The sequence below is a fragment of the Mycobacterium sp. TH-M116 genome, from assembly GCF_057473685.1.
The window spans coordinates 15,139-28,997 of record NZ_JBYCLC010000235.1 but is presented as its reverse complement, the minus strand read 5'-3'; the positions used below and the strand labels follow the sequence as shown (position 1 = coordinate 28,997).

General features: G+C 65.3%; 15 protein-coding genes, 4 tRNA genes and 1 pseudogene. 15 read left to right on the top strand and 5 right to left on the bottom strand.

Annotated elements, in window-relative coordinates; translation table 11 throughout:
* Positions 1–97, top strand: a pseudogene (locus tag AC2VOK_RS11875) (IS5 family transposase); the annotation flags it as partial.
* Here the strand turns inward: AC2VOK_RS11875 and AC2VOK_RS11870 are convergent.
* A complete protein-coding gene (locus AC2VOK_RS11870; protein ID WP_428900633.1) occupies positions 94–522 on the bottom strand; it encodes an NUDIX hydrolase in 429 nt (142 codons plus the stop codon). The pseudogene AC2VOK_RS11875 and the gene AC2VOK_RS11870 overlap by 4 nt on opposite strands.
* Before the next feature lie 93 nt (positions 523–615).
* On the opposite strand from AC2VOK_RS11870, the gene AC2VOK_RS11865 reads away from it, so the two are divergent.
* The 6 genes from AC2VOK_RS11865 to AC2VOK_RS11840 all read left to right on the top strand — a co-directional run bounded on the left by AC2VOK_RS11865 (position 616) and on the right by AC2VOK_RS11840 (position 4,965).
* The gene (locus AC2VOK_RS11865) at positions 616–1,395 is read left to right on the top strand and encodes a GntR family transcriptional regulator (RefSeq protein ID WP_428900632.1); all 780 of its coding nucleotides are present in this window, start codon (positions 616–618) and stop codon (positions 1,393–1,395) included.
* A 101-nt stretch (positions 1,396–1,496) separates the two neighbouring features.
* Positions 1,497–1,919, top strand: a complete 423-nt coding sequence (locus AC2VOK_RS11860) for a plasmid replication, integration and excision activator (protein WP_428900631.1) — start codon at positions 1,497–1,499, stop codon at positions 1,917–1,919.
* Positions 1,916–3,238 carry a cell division protein FtsK gene (locus AC2VOK_RS11855; RefSeq protein ID WP_428900630.1) on the top strand — a complete coding sequence of 441 codons (1,323 nt, stop codon included), beginning with the start codon at positions 1,916–1,918 and terminating at the stop codon, positions 3,236–3,238. Before AC2VOK_RS11860 ends, AC2VOK_RS11855 begins: the two co-directional genes overlap by 4 nt.
* Entirely contained in the window at positions 3,235–3,555 is a 321-nt protein-coding gene (locus AC2VOK_RS11850) for a hypothetical protein (protein ID WP_428900629.1), read from the top strand. Before AC2VOK_RS11855 ends, AC2VOK_RS11850 begins: the two co-directional genes overlap by 4 nt.
* Positions 3,556–3,559: 4 nt before the next feature.
* The gene (locus AC2VOK_RS11845) at positions 3,560–3,796 is read left to right on the top strand and encodes a helix-turn-helix transcriptional regulator (RefSeq protein ID WP_428900628.1); all 237 of its coding nucleotides are present in this window, start codon (positions 3,560–3,562) and stop codon (positions 3,794–3,796) included.
* Positions 3,796–4,965: a tyrosine-type recombinase/integrase gene (locus AC2VOK_RS11840; RefSeq protein ID WP_428900627.1), complete on the top strand. Its 1,170-nt coding sequence runs from the start codon at positions 3,796–3,798 to the stop codon at positions 4,963–4,965. The genes AC2VOK_RS11845 and AC2VOK_RS11840 overlap by 1 nt, the downstream gene beginning before the upstream one ends.
* Before the next feature lie 23 nt (positions 4,966–4,988).
* Here AC2VOK_RS11840 and AC2VOK_RS11835 read toward each other — a convergent pair.
* The 3 genes from AC2VOK_RS11835 to AC2VOK_RS11825 all read right to left on the bottom strand — a co-directional run bounded on the left by AC2VOK_RS11835 (position 4,989) and on the right by AC2VOK_RS11825 (position 5,272).
* Positions 4,989–5,065: transfer RNA gene (locus AC2VOK_RS11835), tRNA-Phe, on the bottom strand.
* Positions 5,066–5,092: 27 nt separating this feature from the next.
* Positions 5,093–5,169: transfer RNA gene (locus AC2VOK_RS11830), tRNA-Asp, on the bottom strand.
* A gap of 30 nt (positions 5,170–5,199) precedes the next feature.
* Positions 5,200–5,272, bottom strand: a tRNA-Glu gene (locus AC2VOK_RS11825).
* A 123-nt stretch (positions 5,273–5,395) separates the two neighbouring features.
* Here AC2VOK_RS11825 and AC2VOK_RS11820 point away from each other — a divergent pair.
* The 4 genes from AC2VOK_RS11820 to AC2VOK_RS11805 all read left to right on the top strand — a co-directional run bounded on the left by AC2VOK_RS11820 (position 5,396) and on the right by AC2VOK_RS11805 (position 7,555).
* A tRNA-Lys gene (locus AC2VOK_RS11820) sits at positions 5,396–5,471 on the top strand.
* A 327-nt stretch (positions 5,472–5,798) separates the two neighbouring features.
* Complete coding sequence (locus AC2VOK_RS11815) at positions 5,799–6,608, top strand: TIGR04255 family protein (RefSeq protein ID WP_428900626.1); 810 nt, start codon at positions 5,799–5,801, stop codon at positions 6,606–6,608.
* A gap of 124 nt (positions 6,609–6,732) precedes the next feature.
* Complete coding sequence (locus AC2VOK_RS11810) at positions 6,733–7,233, top strand: nucleoside deaminase (protein WP_428900625.1); 501 nt, start codon at positions 6,733–6,735, stop codon at positions 7,231–7,233.
* A gap of 118 nt (positions 7,234–7,351) precedes the next feature.
* The gene (locus tag AC2VOK_RS11805; protein WP_343709781.1) at positions 7,352–7,555 is read left to right on the top strand and encodes a zinc transporter Slc39a7; all 204 of its coding nucleotides are present in this window, start codon (positions 7,352–7,354) and stop codon (positions 7,553–7,555) included.
* Positions 7,556–7,576: 21 nt separating this feature from the next.
* Here AC2VOK_RS11805 and AC2VOK_RS11800 read toward each other — a convergent pair whose 3' ends face one another.
* The gene (locus AC2VOK_RS11800; protein ID WP_428900624.1) at positions 7,577–8,605 is read right to left on the bottom strand and encodes an oxygenase MpaB family protein; all 1,029 of its coding nucleotides are present in this window, start codon (positions 8,603–8,605) and stop codon (positions 7,577–7,579) included.
* A 69-nt stretch (positions 8,606–8,674) separates the two neighbouring features.
* Here AC2VOK_RS11800 and AC2VOK_RS11795 point away from each other — a divergent pair, with 69 nt between their 5' ends.
* From AC2VOK_RS11795 to AC2VOK_RS11780, 4 genes are all read left to right on the top strand, one after another.
* Complete coding sequence (locus AC2VOK_RS11795; RefSeq protein WP_343709780.1) at positions 8,675–9,289, top strand: TetR/AcrR family transcriptional regulator; 615 nt, start codon at positions 8,675–8,677, stop codon at positions 9,287–9,289.
* Positions 9,290–9,443: 154 nt separating this feature from the next.
* Entirely contained in the window at positions 9,444–10,460 is a 1,017-nt protein-coding gene (locus AC2VOK_RS11790; RefSeq protein WP_343709779.1) for an acyl-ACP desaturase, read from the top strand.
* A 5-nt stretch (positions 10,461–10,465) separates the two neighbouring features.
* Positions 10,466–11,599: a tRNA dihydrouridine synthase DusB gene (gene dusB, locus AC2VOK_RS11785; RefSeq protein WP_428900623.1), complete on the top strand. Its 1,134-nt coding sequence runs from the start codon at positions 10,466–10,468 to the stop codon at positions 11,597–11,599.
* A gap of 108 nt (positions 11,600–11,707) precedes the next feature.
* Complete coding sequence (locus tag AC2VOK_RS11780; RefSeq protein WP_428900622.1) at positions 11,708–13,855, top strand: LCP family protein; 2,148 nt, start codon at positions 11,708–11,710, stop codon at positions 13,853–13,855.
* Positions 13,856–13,859: the final 4 nt, after the last annotated feature.

Genomic DNA, 13,859 nt, shown 5'->3' with positions numbered 1-13,859 from the left:
CGACAAATACGCCCTAACCTACCTCGGTGGTGTCCTGTTAGCCTGCGCCGTAATCCATTCCCGCGTAGGAAGCAACAAATCGGGAGACACGCCCTAGTCCGACACAAGGTTGACACCGTCGTGGACCCGCGACTGCGGCGCTTCCTCGAATGCATCCAGGACACGCACCCCGAACGCGGGCGTCATGGCTGATCGAACCTCTTCCTTTGTCATCCAACGGATTTCACGAGCTTCCTCGGTCACGTGAGGTTCGCCCCCGGTCGGCCGGCAACGGTAGACCAGCGCGACAATGCCGTGGGTCAGATTCTTGTAGACACCAGTGAGCCGCTCGACAGCGACCTCAAGTCCGGTCTCTTCCAGCACCTCGCGCTGAACGCCGCTCTCAAATGATTCATCGAGCTCAAGGACGCCCCCGGGCGCTTCCCAATGGCCACTATCATCGCGCTTGATGACCAGGACACGGTCATCCTCACCGACCACGATGCCAGCGACGCTGACCGAGTGTTTAGGTGTGGTTGCCATGCGAGACTCCATCTCCTGCCTGGACTCCGGTAGTGACATAACCGCGTCGTTTTCATAGACTAGTCGTCTAGACATGTATGGGAAGGATCGCACGTGCTCCAATTTGGCCAGATCGATCGAGCGGACGACAAGCCGCCATATCGGCAGATCGCCAGCATGTTGCGCGAAGCTATCAGCTCGGGCCAGCTATCCGCAGGGGCACGTTTGCCGTCCGAAGCAGCGTTGATCGACCACTTCGGGGTCGCCCGGATGACAGTCCGCCAGGCTGTGCAGGAACTACGTTCTGAAGGATTGGTGAGCTCCGAGCACGGCCGCGGAGTGTTCGTCCGCCCGGTTCCCCCAATTCGGCGCCTCGCATCTGATCGGTTCGCGCGGCGGCATCGCGCCAGCGGCAAGGCGGCGTTCACCGTCGAAGCGGAGAAATCCGGTTACACGCCCCAAGTCGACAACATCACAGTGGTGCGTGAGAAGCCGAATTCGGTTGTCGCCGAACGCCTCCGTTTGACACCAAACGATGACGTTGTCGTGCGCTCACGGCGTTACCTCACCGATGGCCGGCCAATCGAGACGGCGATTTCGTACATTCCTGCCGCATTCGCCCGGGGCACCAAGATCGAACAAGCCGATACCGGGCCTGGTGGAATCTATGCGCGACTCGAAGAGGCCGGCCACACTCTCGCCCGGTTCACCGAGGAAGTCGGCGCGCGGATGCCCACCCCCGACGAACGACGCATCCTGCAACTCGCGGCAGGTGTACCCGTCCTGACTGTGGTTCGGACGGCCTACGACACGAACGACGTGGCTGTCGAAGTGTGCGACACGGTCAAGGTGGCATCCGCCTACCTGCTCGAATACGACTTCTCAGCGCGCTGATCCTTCGCGAAAAACCCAAACACCGCCGAATGCTTGACATACTCCTCTAGCCGACTAGGTCGTATAGTCCTCTAGTTCAGATCACTCGGAAGGGTTCCACAATGTCCATCCCCAAATGGCTCCAGATCGGCCACGACCAGGTGTTCTCACTCGGCGCGTTCCTCGTCTCGGAGGTGACGCCGATGATCGATTTCGATAAGTCCTCGGGCGACAACCGCGTCCAGGCGACCGACCGCGAGACCGGTTGGCCAATGTGGCAAGTCGAAGTACTCGATGGCGATCCCGCCGCACCCAAGCGCAGTCGCACGGTGACGGTCAAGTTCGCCGCCCAAACGCAGCCCGTTGCCCCCACCAACACCAGCGGAACACCCTTCACTCCCGTCGTTTTCGAGGGCTTGATGGCATTGCCGTACATCGAGCGATCGGGAGATTTCTCCCGTATCGCGTGGTCGTTTCGGGCCTCGGGCATGAGCGCACCGGGCAAGCCGTCCGCAGCTTCGAGCACGGGGCGGGCGTCGGCATGAATCCCGACCCATACGAACTCACCGACCCCGACACCCCTCTACGGTTTGACAGCTTCCTGGACCTGGTGATGAGCGGCTTGGCGTGGGTCGCGATAGCCGTAGGGATCACCGCTGCGGTTCTAATTGCTTGGCGGCTGCAGTCACCGAAGACCTACGAACTGTACTTCGCTCGCCCCGTCCGGCGCATGCGCTGGAGGCTGTGGGCGTACGTCACATGGGAGCGGTTGTCGAGACGCTGCGGGTTGTCCGCCGCTGAGCAAGTCACCCGCAAGGACCACGAAGGGCGGACGGTCACGCAGACACGATGGACTCATCCAAAGCTGTTACAGGTCAACGCATCCGACAACTGCCTGGCCCTGACCGTGCGGACGCGAATGGGTCTAACCGTCGAGGATCTCGAACGCGCCGTCCCGGCCATCCGCGACGCCGCACAGGCCCATGCAGCCCAGTCAGTCGTGGTCGCACCCGGCACCGTGCGGATCGAACTGGTCATGCGCGAGCAACTCTCGTCAGTCGGCCATGCCGCCTCTCCCACGGCAGTCGCTACCACCAGAGTCACGCTTGGACGCTGCGAAAACGGCGCCCCGTGGAGGCTGCACGTCGCCGGACGACACACCTTGACCGTGGGCTGCTCGGGCGCAGGTAAAGGGTCGGTCTTTTGGGGCATCGCCGGCGGCTTCGGCCCAGCGGTCGCGGCCGGCCTGGTCCACCTGATCGGCATCGACCTCAAATACGGCATCGAACTATCAGTCGGCGCTCGCTTGTTCACCAAGGTCGCCACCACCGAGGCCGACACAGTGAAAACCCTTGCAGGACTGGAAAAGTTGATGGACAAGCGCGGCACGCAGATGGCTGGAAACGCCCGCGAACATACCCCGACAAAGTCGGCTCCCCTGATCGTGCTGCTGATCGACGAACTGGCCGGCGTGACCGCCTACATGAGCGATGCTGCACTGCGTAAAGAAGCCGCTGCCTCGTTGTCGCGGATTCTGACCAAAGGCCGCGCGCTGGGAATCGTGGTGGCTGCGTTCCTGCAGGATCCCCGCAAAGACGTCCTACCGATGCGAGGGCTGTTCACCCAGACCATTGCGCTCCGCCTTCGTTCCCGTGACGAGGTGGCGATGGTTCTCGGCGACGGTATGGCCGATGCCGCGCCCGCGCACCGCATCAGTCCTGAGACACCTGGCACTGGTTATGTCGTCGCTGCAGACGGGCATGTGATCCGGGTTCGCGCGGACTACTGGTCTGACGACCAAATCCGTTCCACTGCAAGCCAGTACGGACGGATTCGCATCAGCGGGGGAAAGGCAGGGCAATGAACGACGACCGGCCCCTCTTCGAACCGCCCAACCAGGACCAATTGACTCAGCATGCCGACGATCTGATGTACCGCGCCAACCTGGTCCGCCGACACGGTTGGGACGAGTACCGGCATCTCTGGTCCTACGGCGAAGTGCTCGGCACCGCCCTGGCCCTGGACGACGACGCCGAGCTCCAGCGCTGCAGCGAGACGACGATCTCCGCGCTGGAGCGGTGGGCATTCGACCTCTGGGGAATCGCCGGCGGTCAATCCGACGCCGACGCCGGATTGCAGCGCACGCGTGCCTGGTTCGACTCTATCCGCGCAGTGAGGTGAAGCGATGGTCAGTCACGGCCTCCGGGAGGCACTCGTCACTGCAGGCAACTTCCCCGAGCTGCTGACCGCAGAGCAGGTGTCGGCGCTTCTCGGCGTCTCGGCCGCAACCCTTAACCGCTGGGCGGCGATCCGCGAAACGACCGGCGAGCAGATCGGCCCACCCTGCTACACGTTGTCCGAGCGAGTGCGCCGCTGGGACTGTGCCGAAGTCCGGACCTGGCTGAAGCAGGTGCGTCGCTAATGGCCGGCAACACGCCCCGGGGCATCCGAAAGCGCCTCAATGCAGCCGGGCAGCCGCGGTATCAGGTCCGCTACCTGATTCGTGATCCGGACGCTCCGTCCGGCTGGGTCGAAACATCGGCCACGTTCCCGACGCTGCGCGAGGCGAAGGCGTTCAAATCCGAACGCGACAACGAAGCCGCGCTCGGGGCACGCCGCTTCGACCCCCGCCTGGGCCGCACACCGCTGAGTCGGATATGGACGCAGTTCCGGGAGTCCAAGAAGCCCGCGGTGTCGCCGAAGACCTGGAGCGGCTACACCCAGCACTGGGAACTCCGGATTGCCCCACAGTTCGGCCATGTGCCCGTCGACGAGATCACCCGCGCCGAGGTCCAGGCATTCGTTGACGGCTTGACGGTCGGCCCGTGGGCGAGGGTCTCCACGCTGCGACTGCTGCGATCGATTCTCGACGTCGCCCACCAAGACGGCCGGATCCACCGCAATCCGGCACTCGGTGTCTCAGCGGGTCGCATTCCCGAGCGGGAGCGTCACCGCTACCTCACCGCGCAGGAGGTCCAGACATTGGCCGCCGCGTGCGGGGATCAGGGCGACGTCGTGACAATCCTCGCTTACACCGGCCTGCGCTGGTCCGAACTCGTGGGCCTCCGCGTCAAGGACATCGACCTGACCGCTCGCCGCCTCTACGTTCGACGGGCAGCACCAGAAGTAGAGGGCCAGATCGTCGTCGGCCCTCCAAAGACCCGCGCCGGGATCCGCACCGTCCCGCTCCCCCAAGTCGTCGTCGACATCTTCAAGCGGCGCATCGGTGGCCGGGATCCCGACGAGTCCGCCGTCACCTCGCCCAACGGAAAACTGTTGCGATCCAACAACTGGCGCCGGCACACGCACTGGAACAAAGTCCTGAAGAAAACCGACCTGGCGCCGCTGACGATTCACGAGCTGCGCCATACCTACGCCAGCCTGGCCCGAAAATCGGGGGCAGACCTGCGCTACGTCCAGAAAACAATGGGTCATTCCACGCCTACCGTCACCGCGAATATTTACAGCGATCTCTACGCCGACGAACTAGACCAAGTGGCAACCAACCTCGATCAGCTTCACGCAACTGAAATTCAACCACCGACGACCGGACAAGAACCGGACGAGTCAAACCAACCATCGAGTGCATAACCCGTGTCTATGCAGGTCAAGCCTGGTGGCCAGGGCCGGGATCGAACCGGCGACCTTCCGCTTTTCAGGCGGACGCTCGTACCGACTGAGCTACCTGGCCGGAAGGCAAAATGAGTGCCTCGCCGTCTGGCGACCCTGACGGGACTCGAACCCGCGACCTCCGCCGTGACAGGGCGGCGCGCTAACCAACTGCGCCACAGGGCCTTGCTGCTGCTCCGCGTCGCCGCGTCGCCGTACCCCCTACGGGATTCGAACCCGCGCTACCGCCTTGAAAGGGCGGCGTCCTAGGCCGCTAGACGAAGGGGGCCAGAACCGAATCTCTCCGGGGTACCCGCAACATGGTTACGTTGGGAGCCACGCCAGCTTAGGTCACCGTGGCCCCAATCCTCAAACGAGCCGATTTCCGGTACCCAGTATCCTGATTGCTCCGGCCCCTATAGCTCAGTTGGTAGAGCTACGGACTTTTAATCCGCAGGTCCTAGGTTCGAGTCCTAGTGGGGGCACCACGCACGCGGCGGACACGGCCCGCCACCTCGGACGATGCCCGACTCCGGAGTTTCATCCGATGATCACCGGCCGTTGACCGTTGATCCGGCGGCCGTCGCCGGACCGGGCACACAGGACGCGCACATGCCATGGCGGCGCTTAGCGCGATCCGGGCGGACGCCCAACAGATCGGCGAGCTGGGTGCGCATCGGCGTATCGGCGTATCGGCGCTGGTGCAGGGTTCGAGAGCGGTATAGCGGCGTCTGGACGCGGCGCGAAGTGCAGTCGCCTGCCACACGACCGCAGCCACGCGGGATAACCCCGTCTGAACTGAAAACGGCTTGGCTATGCTTCCCAAGATGACTATCGATGCGGCCGCCCCGAATGCACCCGTTGCCCTGGTAACGCTGGAAGTCCGTCACCCCGCAGCGGATTCCCTCAGCGAATCATCGAGCGCACAGCTCAAACGGCTGCTCGCCGACCATCTCCCCATCGAGCGCCAGGCCCAAGATATGGCGTGGGGCATGGGCGCCGGCGGAAGCCCCCAGCCTGCCGCCGAGCGCTTCAATCGCTACGTCAACCGGGACAACACGCTGGCCGCCTCGATGAAGAACCAGGCCGTGGTCATCGAGACCACCGCCTACTCGAATTTCGAGTCGTTACTCGAGATCATGATGCGGGTCATCGACGCACGCTCACAGGTTTCCTCGCTCGTCGGGGTGGAGCGCATCGGCCTGCGCTATGTCCTCGAGATCCGGGTCCCCATGGGCGTGGACGGACGGGTCGAGTGGGCCAACTGGATCGCCGAGCCGCTGCTGGGCCCGCAGCGCATCGCTCCTGGCGGCCTGACGCTGACCGAATGGCAGGGCGCCGCGGTCTACCGCGAGGCGAACCCGGGCAAGTCGATGATCGTGCGCTACGGCCCCGGTGTGGGTCAGGCCCTCGACCAGAACTATCACCTGCGCCGAACCATGCCGCCCCAGCAGGGACCGTTCTTCCTGATGGATATCGACAGCTTCTGGACCCCGACCGGTTCCATTCCCGAATTCGACCGCAACGCGGTGGTGACGACCTTCCAGGACCTCTACGACCCGGCGCGCGCCGTGTTCCAGGAGATGCTTACGAGCCGTCTGAAGGAGAACTTGCTGAGCTCATAGGCGCGTTTGGCGCCAACACACCGCGGGGACGACCCGGTGCTCCCGTGCCGCTCCGGAGAAGCGCGATAGAGAAGAATCTCTTTGGCACCGCTGGTCGCCCGCCGTCGAGATTAGCCTGCGATACATGACCGACTTCGCCCGTCGCACGATCGACCTGGCCCGCCGCAACGTCGCCGAGGGAGGTCGTCCGTTCGCGGCCGTGATCGTCAACGACGGCGAAGTACTCGCCGAAAGCGCCAACCAGGCCGCCCAGACCAACGACCCGACCGCCCACGCGGAGATCCTCGCCATCCGGGACGCGTGCCGGAAGTTGGGTACCGAGCACCTGGTCGACAGCACCATCTACATTCTCGCCCACCCGTGCCCGATGTGCCTGGGCTCGCTGTATTACTGCTCACCGCGGGAAGTCGTCTTCCTGACCACCCGCGAGGCCTATGCGCAGTACTACCTCGACGACCGCAAATACTTCGAACTCGCCACGTTCTACGACGAATTCGCGAAGAACTGGGAGCACCGGCGACTGCCGATGCGCTATGAACCCCGAGACGCCGCGGTGGATGTCTATCGGCTCTGGAACGAACGCAACGGCGGCCGGCGCACGTCGACCGTGGTGCCCGGGGGCTGAACACCCGAGCTTGACAGCGCTGCCGGACATGTCGATATTATCTGCATATCAATGCAATTAATGTCAGACAGCCCGATGGGCCGGCAGGACTTGTTCCGCAGACCGAGGAGAACGAAGCATGAGCGAACAGCACGGCCATGACGCGCCGCATGCGCATGAACACCGGCACGGCGACGTCGCGCACGTACACGCACACACCACCCACGAGCACGAACACGTCACGCACGAACACCCGCACGCCCACGCCGACGGAACCCGGCACGCCCATCAGCACGCGCACCAGCTCGGGCTCGAAGAGGTTCATCAGCACGCCCACGTGTGAGATGCGCCTCCCCCGAAGGCGTTACGACACGTTCGGGCAGTAATGCTTGGGGTTGTCGCGCTCGTCGACCGGCGGCAGATTGCGCGCCGGAGTCTGAACCAACGGCGTGTCGGCCGGGATTCGCCCGTTGGCGCGATCCCATCCGGCGCGGGCCCGGGGGTGCTTGCGGAACCGCCCGGGCACCAGCGCGAAGACCAGGCGCACGGCGTCGCCGAACCGTCGGTGCAGCCATTCGTCGCGCGCCGACCAGGTGTAACCCATCAGCTCGCGCACCGGCGGATCGTAAAGTCCGACGGTCACCCAGACGAAGAACGGCGCCAGCAGTCTGCGCTGGGCGGCCCATAGCCAATCCGGAACCCATTGCGCGAAAGGCGGTTTGGGCAACCCGGTCAGGTCAAGCACGGCGCGCGCCGCGTAGTTGTTCTCCAATACGTTGCGGCACATGTGATCCCAGTAGACCTGGAATTCCTCCCACGACGCCGGCACCGGCCGCATGCTCATGCCATACATCCGGTACCACTGGACGTGCTCGTCGAAGAGTTGCCGTTTCTGCGCCTCCGTCAGACCGCCGCAGAACCGCTCGGCCACGTGAATCGTGCCGACGAAGAAGGTGGCGTGTGCCCAGTAGAAGACGTCGGGGTTCAACGCGTGGTAGCGGCGGCCCTGTTCGTCGACGCCTTTGATCTCGGCGTGGTAGTCACGGACCTCGGCGCCGGTGACCGGAGCGCGGTCGCCGTCGAAGACCACGCCACCGATCGGGTACAGCGAGCGCAGCAAGCGCGGCCAGCGTTCCCGGAAGAACGTCGAGTGGTCGATGACGGCCGCACCCAACTGCGGGTGCATGTTCTGCATGGACCCCGCCCACGGCCCCTGCAGCATGCCCCGCCAGTCCCCGAAGTACTGCCAGGTGAGCGAATCCGGACCGAGTGGAAGCGGCGGAGACTCGTAACCCAGCGGCGACACCGGGCATCCGGCGGCCATGCCGTCGGATGCGGTCGCGCCGTCGAAGCCGCTCGTCACCGAACATTCTGCGGACGTATCTTGAGTCACTGTTGAGATCCCCGTGGCCCTCGGTAGACTTTGACTACATGCGTTGTCAATAGTCACCTTAGGAGAGATGTGCGGTCCGGTCAACGACGGAGCCGTTGGACCGGCGTCCCCGTGGAGCGTCGTCACGCGCTGCGCCGCGCCGACCTCGTTGCCGCCGGTGTGCAGCTGCTGGGCAGCGACCGCGGACCGGCTTTGACCGTCCGCGCGGTGTGCCGTCAGGCCGCACTGACCGAGCGCTATTTCTACGAGAGCTTCTCCGACCGCGACGGATTCGTGCGCGCGGTTTACGACGACGTGTGCACGCGGGCGATGAGCACGCTCGATTCGGCGAAGACGCCTCGTGACGCCGTCGAGCGTTTCGTCGAGCTGATGGTCGACGATCCGGTCCGGGGCCGCGTACTGCTGCTCGCACCGGCGGCGGAGCCCATTCTGACCCGCTCGGGAGCGCAGTGGATGCCCAACTTCATCGACCTGCTGGTCCGCAAGCTGTCCCAGATCGGCGATCCCGTGCTGCAGAAGATGATCGCCACCAGCCTCGTCGGCGGTTTGTCGAGCCTGTTCACCGCCTACCTCAACGGCCAGCTCGGCGCCACCCGAGAACAGTTCATCGACTACTGCGTCAACATGCTGTTCGCCACGGCGGCCCCCTACGTCCCTGCCCCCGGGCCGGGTCATTCGGAGTAACGGGTTTCAGCGGCGTCGCGGCGAACCGAGTGTCCGGCACACCGGCGCCCGGATGCCGAACTGTAACCTTCCCGCGCGGGCGCGGAAACTTGATGCTACTGGAGTACACAGATATATTGGCCGCTACTAATCGACACAGATAACTGGAGGAGCCATGTCAGCTGAGCTGACCGACCTACAGCTGTTGCGGGAACTCGAGCCAGTAGTCGAGAAGAACCTGAACCGGCACCTGAGCATGCACAAGGACTGGAATCCGCACGACTACATCCCGTGGTCGGACGGCAAAAACTATTACGCGCTCGGCGGCCAGGACTGGCACCCCGAGCAGAGCAAGCTTTCCGACGTCGCCCAGGTGGCGATGGTTCAGAACCTGGTCACCGAGGACAACCTGCCGTCCTATCACCGCGAGATCGCGATGAACTTCAGCATGGACGGGGCGTGGGGGCAATGGGTCAACCGCTGGACCGCCGAGGAGAACAGGCACGGGATCGCGCTGCGTGACTACCTGGTGGTCACGCGGGCGGTCGATCCCGTGGAGCTGGAGAAGCTTCGCATCGAGGTGGTGAACCGCGGCTTCAGCCCGGGGCAGAACCGCCAGGGCGAATACTTCGCCGAAACCCTGACCCACTCCGTCATCTACGTCAGCTTCCAGGAATTGGCCACCCGGATCTCACACCGCAACACCGGCAAGGCCTGCAACGACCCGGTCGCCGACCAGCTGATGGCCAAGATCTCGGCCGACGAGAACCTGCACATGATCTTCTACCGTGACGTCAGCGAGGCGGCGTTCGACCTGGCGCCCAACCAGGCGATGAAGTCACTGCACCTGATCCTGCGGAACTTCCAGATGCCGGGCTTCCAGGTGCCCGAGTTCCGGCGCAAAGCCGTCTTCATCGCCGTCGGCGGGGTCTACGACCCGCGCATCCACCTCGACGATGTCGTGATGCCGATCCTGAAGAAATGGCGCATCTTCGAACGCGAGGACTTCACCGGCAAGGGGGCCGAGCTGCGCGACGACTTGGCCGTGCTGGTCAAGGAACTCGAGCAGGCCTGCGAGAAGTTCGAAGTGTCCAAGCAGCGCCAACTCGACCGCGAAGTACGCACGGGCAAGCGGACCACCGCCCAGGAACTGCATAAGACGGCGGGCAAGCTGGTGATGAGCCGCCGGTAACGACCTTGCGCATCGGACCGATCACGCTCGCCAGCCCGGTGGTGCTGGCCCCGATGGCAGGCGTGACCAACGTCGCATTCCGGACGCTGTGCCGTGAGCTCGAGAAGGAGAAGGCCGGCACGGTCAGCGGACTGTACGTCTGCGAGATGGTGACCGCCCGCGCTCTCGTCGAGCGCCACCCGGTCACCATGCACATGACGACCTTCGCCCCGGACGAGTCGCCCCGGTCGCTGCAGGTCTACACCGTCGACCCAGTCACCACGTATGCCGCCGCCAAGATGATCGCCGACGAGGGCTTGGCCGACCACATCGACATGAACTTCGGCTGCCCGGTACCCAAGGTCACCAAGCGCGGCGGCGGGGCGGCGCTGCCGTACAAGCGGCGGTTGTTCGGGCAGATCGTCGCCGCGGCCGTCCGCGCCACCGAAGGCACCGACATCCCGGTGACCGTCAAGTTCCGCATCGGCATCGACGACGAACACCACACCCACCTCGACGCCGGCCGCATCGCCGAGGCCGAAGGTGCCGCGGCTGTGGCCCTGCACGCCCGCACGGCGGCACAACGCTACTCCGGCACTGCCGACTGGGAACAGATCGCGGCGCTCAAGCAGCAGGTGCGCACGATCCCGGTACTCGGCAACGGGGATATCTACGACGCCAGCGACGCGCTGGCGATGATGGCCGCCACCGGCTGCGACGGCGTCGTCATCGGCCGGGGCTGCCTGGGCCGGCCGTGGCTCTTCGCCGAACTCTCGGCCGCATTCACCGGCAGCGCGCAACCCACCCCACCCTCCCTCGGCGAGGTCGCCGACATCGTCCGCCGCCACGGCCGACTGCTGGCCGCCCACTTCGGAGAAGACAAGGGCATGCGCGACATTCGCAAACATGTCGCGTGGTACCTGCACGGCTTCCCCGCCGGGTCGGATCTGCGCCGGGCGCTGGCCATGGTCATGACGCTCGACGAACTCGACTCGCTGCTGGACCGGCTGGATGGGACCGTTCCGTTCCCGGAGACGGCCACCGGCCCGCGGGGCCGGCAAGGGTCACCGGCCCGCGTGGCCCTGCCCGACGGCTGGCTGAACGACCCGGACGACTGCAGCGTCCCGGCGGCAGCGGACGTCATGCACTCCGGCGGCTGAACCCGGGCACGAAATCGCGTCCGGACCCAGAACTCAGTACGATGTGAGCCTTGCTTGCTACGGACGCGCGTTCGGCGTCCGCATCGAAGATTCGGAGGCCGGCAGGACATGGGTGACGGCGGGGCAGACGCCGCTCTCGGCGACCGGCGCGGGTCCGGTCCCGGTGAGGGCCGACACTTTGCACCATGGGAGCGGTTCTCCGACCCGGCGCTGGATCACAGCGCGCACCAATGGCAGCCCGACTCCCCCGACGCATCCGGAGAGTCCTGTGATGCCGTGGAACCCGGCACCACTGAGGAACCGAAGCCGGGCGAGCGCGGGCAGGGCGGATCCCACACCCGTGGCGGGATCACCGTCGCCGACCTGATCGCCAAGTTCGGCGCGCCGCCCACCGCTCGGCCCGGGCGCCACCGCGTGGCCGACACCCCTGCGGAAAAGGCAGCCCCGGACGCCGCGCGTGCCGATGCCGCGCCCGAGGTGTCCATCGATCAACAGGACACCGAGGTCATCGCCACACCCGCCTATTGGCTCGAGCTCAGCTCACAGGTCCCCGACCTGGGGGTCGCGCCCCCGCCGCACCACGACCCCGAGCAACCGGACCCGACCACCAAGGCGCCGCGCAGGCTGCTGCGCAGGCGCGGCCGCCGGACACCACCCGTCGACGCACACGAACGGCGCGAGCCGACCCCCAGGCCCCGGCGCCGGCCCCTGCTCTATGCCGGCCGCTCGCTGGCGGCACTCCTGGCCGTGCTGTCCCTCGTCACGACCGGCGGGGCGTGGCAGTGGGCGACGTCGAAGAACAACCGGCTCAACACCGTCAGCGCGCTCGACCCGCACTCGCGCGACATCGTCGACCCCGGCGGCCAGTACGGCGATGAAGACTTCCTGATCGTCGGCGTGGATTCGCGATTGGGGGACAACGCCAACATGGGAGCCGGCGACGCCGACGACGCCGGTGGCGCGCGGTCGGACACCGTCATGCTGGTCAACATTCCGGCGAACCGCAAACGCGTGGTGGTGGTCTCCTTCCCCCGCGACCTGGCGATCACCCCGATCCAGTGCGAGGTCTGGAACCCCGAAACCGGCAAGTACGGCCCCATCTACGACGACAAGACAGGCACGTGGAGTCCACGGGTCGTCTACACCACGACGAAACTGAACTCGACGTTCTCCTTCGGCGGTCCGAAGTGTTTGGTCACAGAAGTCCAGAAGCTGTCGGGCCTGAGCATCAACCGATTCATCGCCGTCGACTTCTCCGGGTTCGCGAAAATGGTCGAGGCACTGGGCGGTGTCGAGGTGTGCACCAGCGCGCCGCTGCACGACTACGAACTGGGCACAGTGCTCAAACACGCAGGACGCCAGGTCATCGACGGCCCGACTGCACTGAACTATGTGCGGGCCCGCCAGGTCACCACCGAGAACAACGGCGACTACGGGCGCATAAAACGCCAGCAGTTGTTCCTGTCGTCGCTGCTGCGCTCGCTCATCTCCGAGGACACGTTGCTGGACCTCAACAAACTCAACAACGTCGTCAACCTCTTCATCGGCGACAGTTACGTCGACAACGTCAAGACGAAAGACCTTGTCCAGCTGGGGCAGTCGCTGCAGGGAATCGCCGCCGGGCACATCACCTTCGTCACCGTGCCGACCGGGATAACGGACGAAAACGGTGACGAACCACCACGCACGGCCGACATGCGGGCACTTTTCGACGCCATCATCAACGACGACCCCCTACCCCTGGAGAACGACCACAACGCACAACGACTGGGGGCCTCCTCGGCCTCGGGGTCGGCGACCACACCGACCCCCACGCCGGCCCCGGGCCCGCAGGTGCGGCGCGAACAGGTGACGACGACTTCGCCGCACGAGGTGACGGTGCGCGTGTCCAACGCGACCGCCAAGTCCGGCCTCGCCGCCGCCGCCACCACGCAGCTCAAGCGGGACGGGTTCAACGTGATGACGCCCGACGACTACCCCAGTGCACTGAAGGCCACGACGGTGTTCTTCTCTCCCGGCAACGAACAGGCGGCCGCGACGGTGGCGGCGGCGTTCGCCAATTCCAGGGTGCACCGGGTATCGGGCTACGGCCAGGTCGTCCAGGTCGTGCTCGGTCCGGACTTCAACTCCGTCGCCGATCCGCCGCCCACGGGCTCACCGGTCAGCGTGCAGATCGAACGCAATTCGGGCGACACGCCGATCAAACTTCCCGAAGATCTGACGGTCACCAACGCAGCAGACACCACCTGCGAATAGCCTG

Coding starts and splice junctions, on each gene's coding strand:
- AC2VOK_RS11870 (WP_428900633.1), bottom strand. CDS start 522: ATGGCAACCACACCTAAACACTCGGTCAGCGTCGCTGGCATCGTGGTC.
- AC2VOK_RS11860 (WP_428900631.1), top strand. CDS start 1,497: ATGTCCATCCCCAAATGGCTCCAGATCGGCCACGACCAGGTGTTCTCA.
- AC2VOK_RS11855 (WP_428900630.1), top strand. CDS start 1,916: ATGAATCCCGACCCATACGAACTCACCGACCCCGACACCCCTCTACGG.
- AC2VOK_RS11850 (WP_428900629.1), top strand. CDS start 3,235: ATGAACGACGACCGGCCCCTCTTCGAACCGCCCAACCAGGACCAATTG.
- AC2VOK_RS11845 (WP_428900628.1), top strand. CDS start 3,560: ATGGTCAGTCACGGCCTCCGGGAGGCACTCGTCACTGCAGGCAACTTC.
- AC2VOK_RS11840 (WP_428900627.1), top strand. CDS start 3,796: ATGGCCGGCAACACGCCCCGGGGCATCCGAAAGCGCCTCAATGCAGCC.
- AC2VOK_RS11815 (WP_428900626.1), top strand. CDS start 5,799: ATGCTTCCCAAGATGACTATCGATGCGGCCGCCCCGAATGCACCCGTT.
- AC2VOK_RS11810 (WP_428900625.1), top strand. CDS start 6,733: ATGACCGACTTCGCCCGTCGCACGATCGACCTGGCCCGCCGCAACGTC.
- AC2VOK_RS11805 (WP_343709781.1), top strand. CDS start 7,352: ATGAGCGAACAGCACGGCCATGACGCGCCGCATGCGCATGAACACCGG.
- AC2VOK_RS11790 (WP_343709779.1), top strand. CDS start 9,444: ATGTCAGCTGAGCTGACCGACCTACAGCTGTTGCGGGAACTCGAGCCA.
- AC2VOK_RS11780 (WP_428900622.1), top strand. CDS start 11,708: ATGGGTGACGGCGGGGCAGACGCCGCTCTCGGCGACCGGCGCGGGTCC.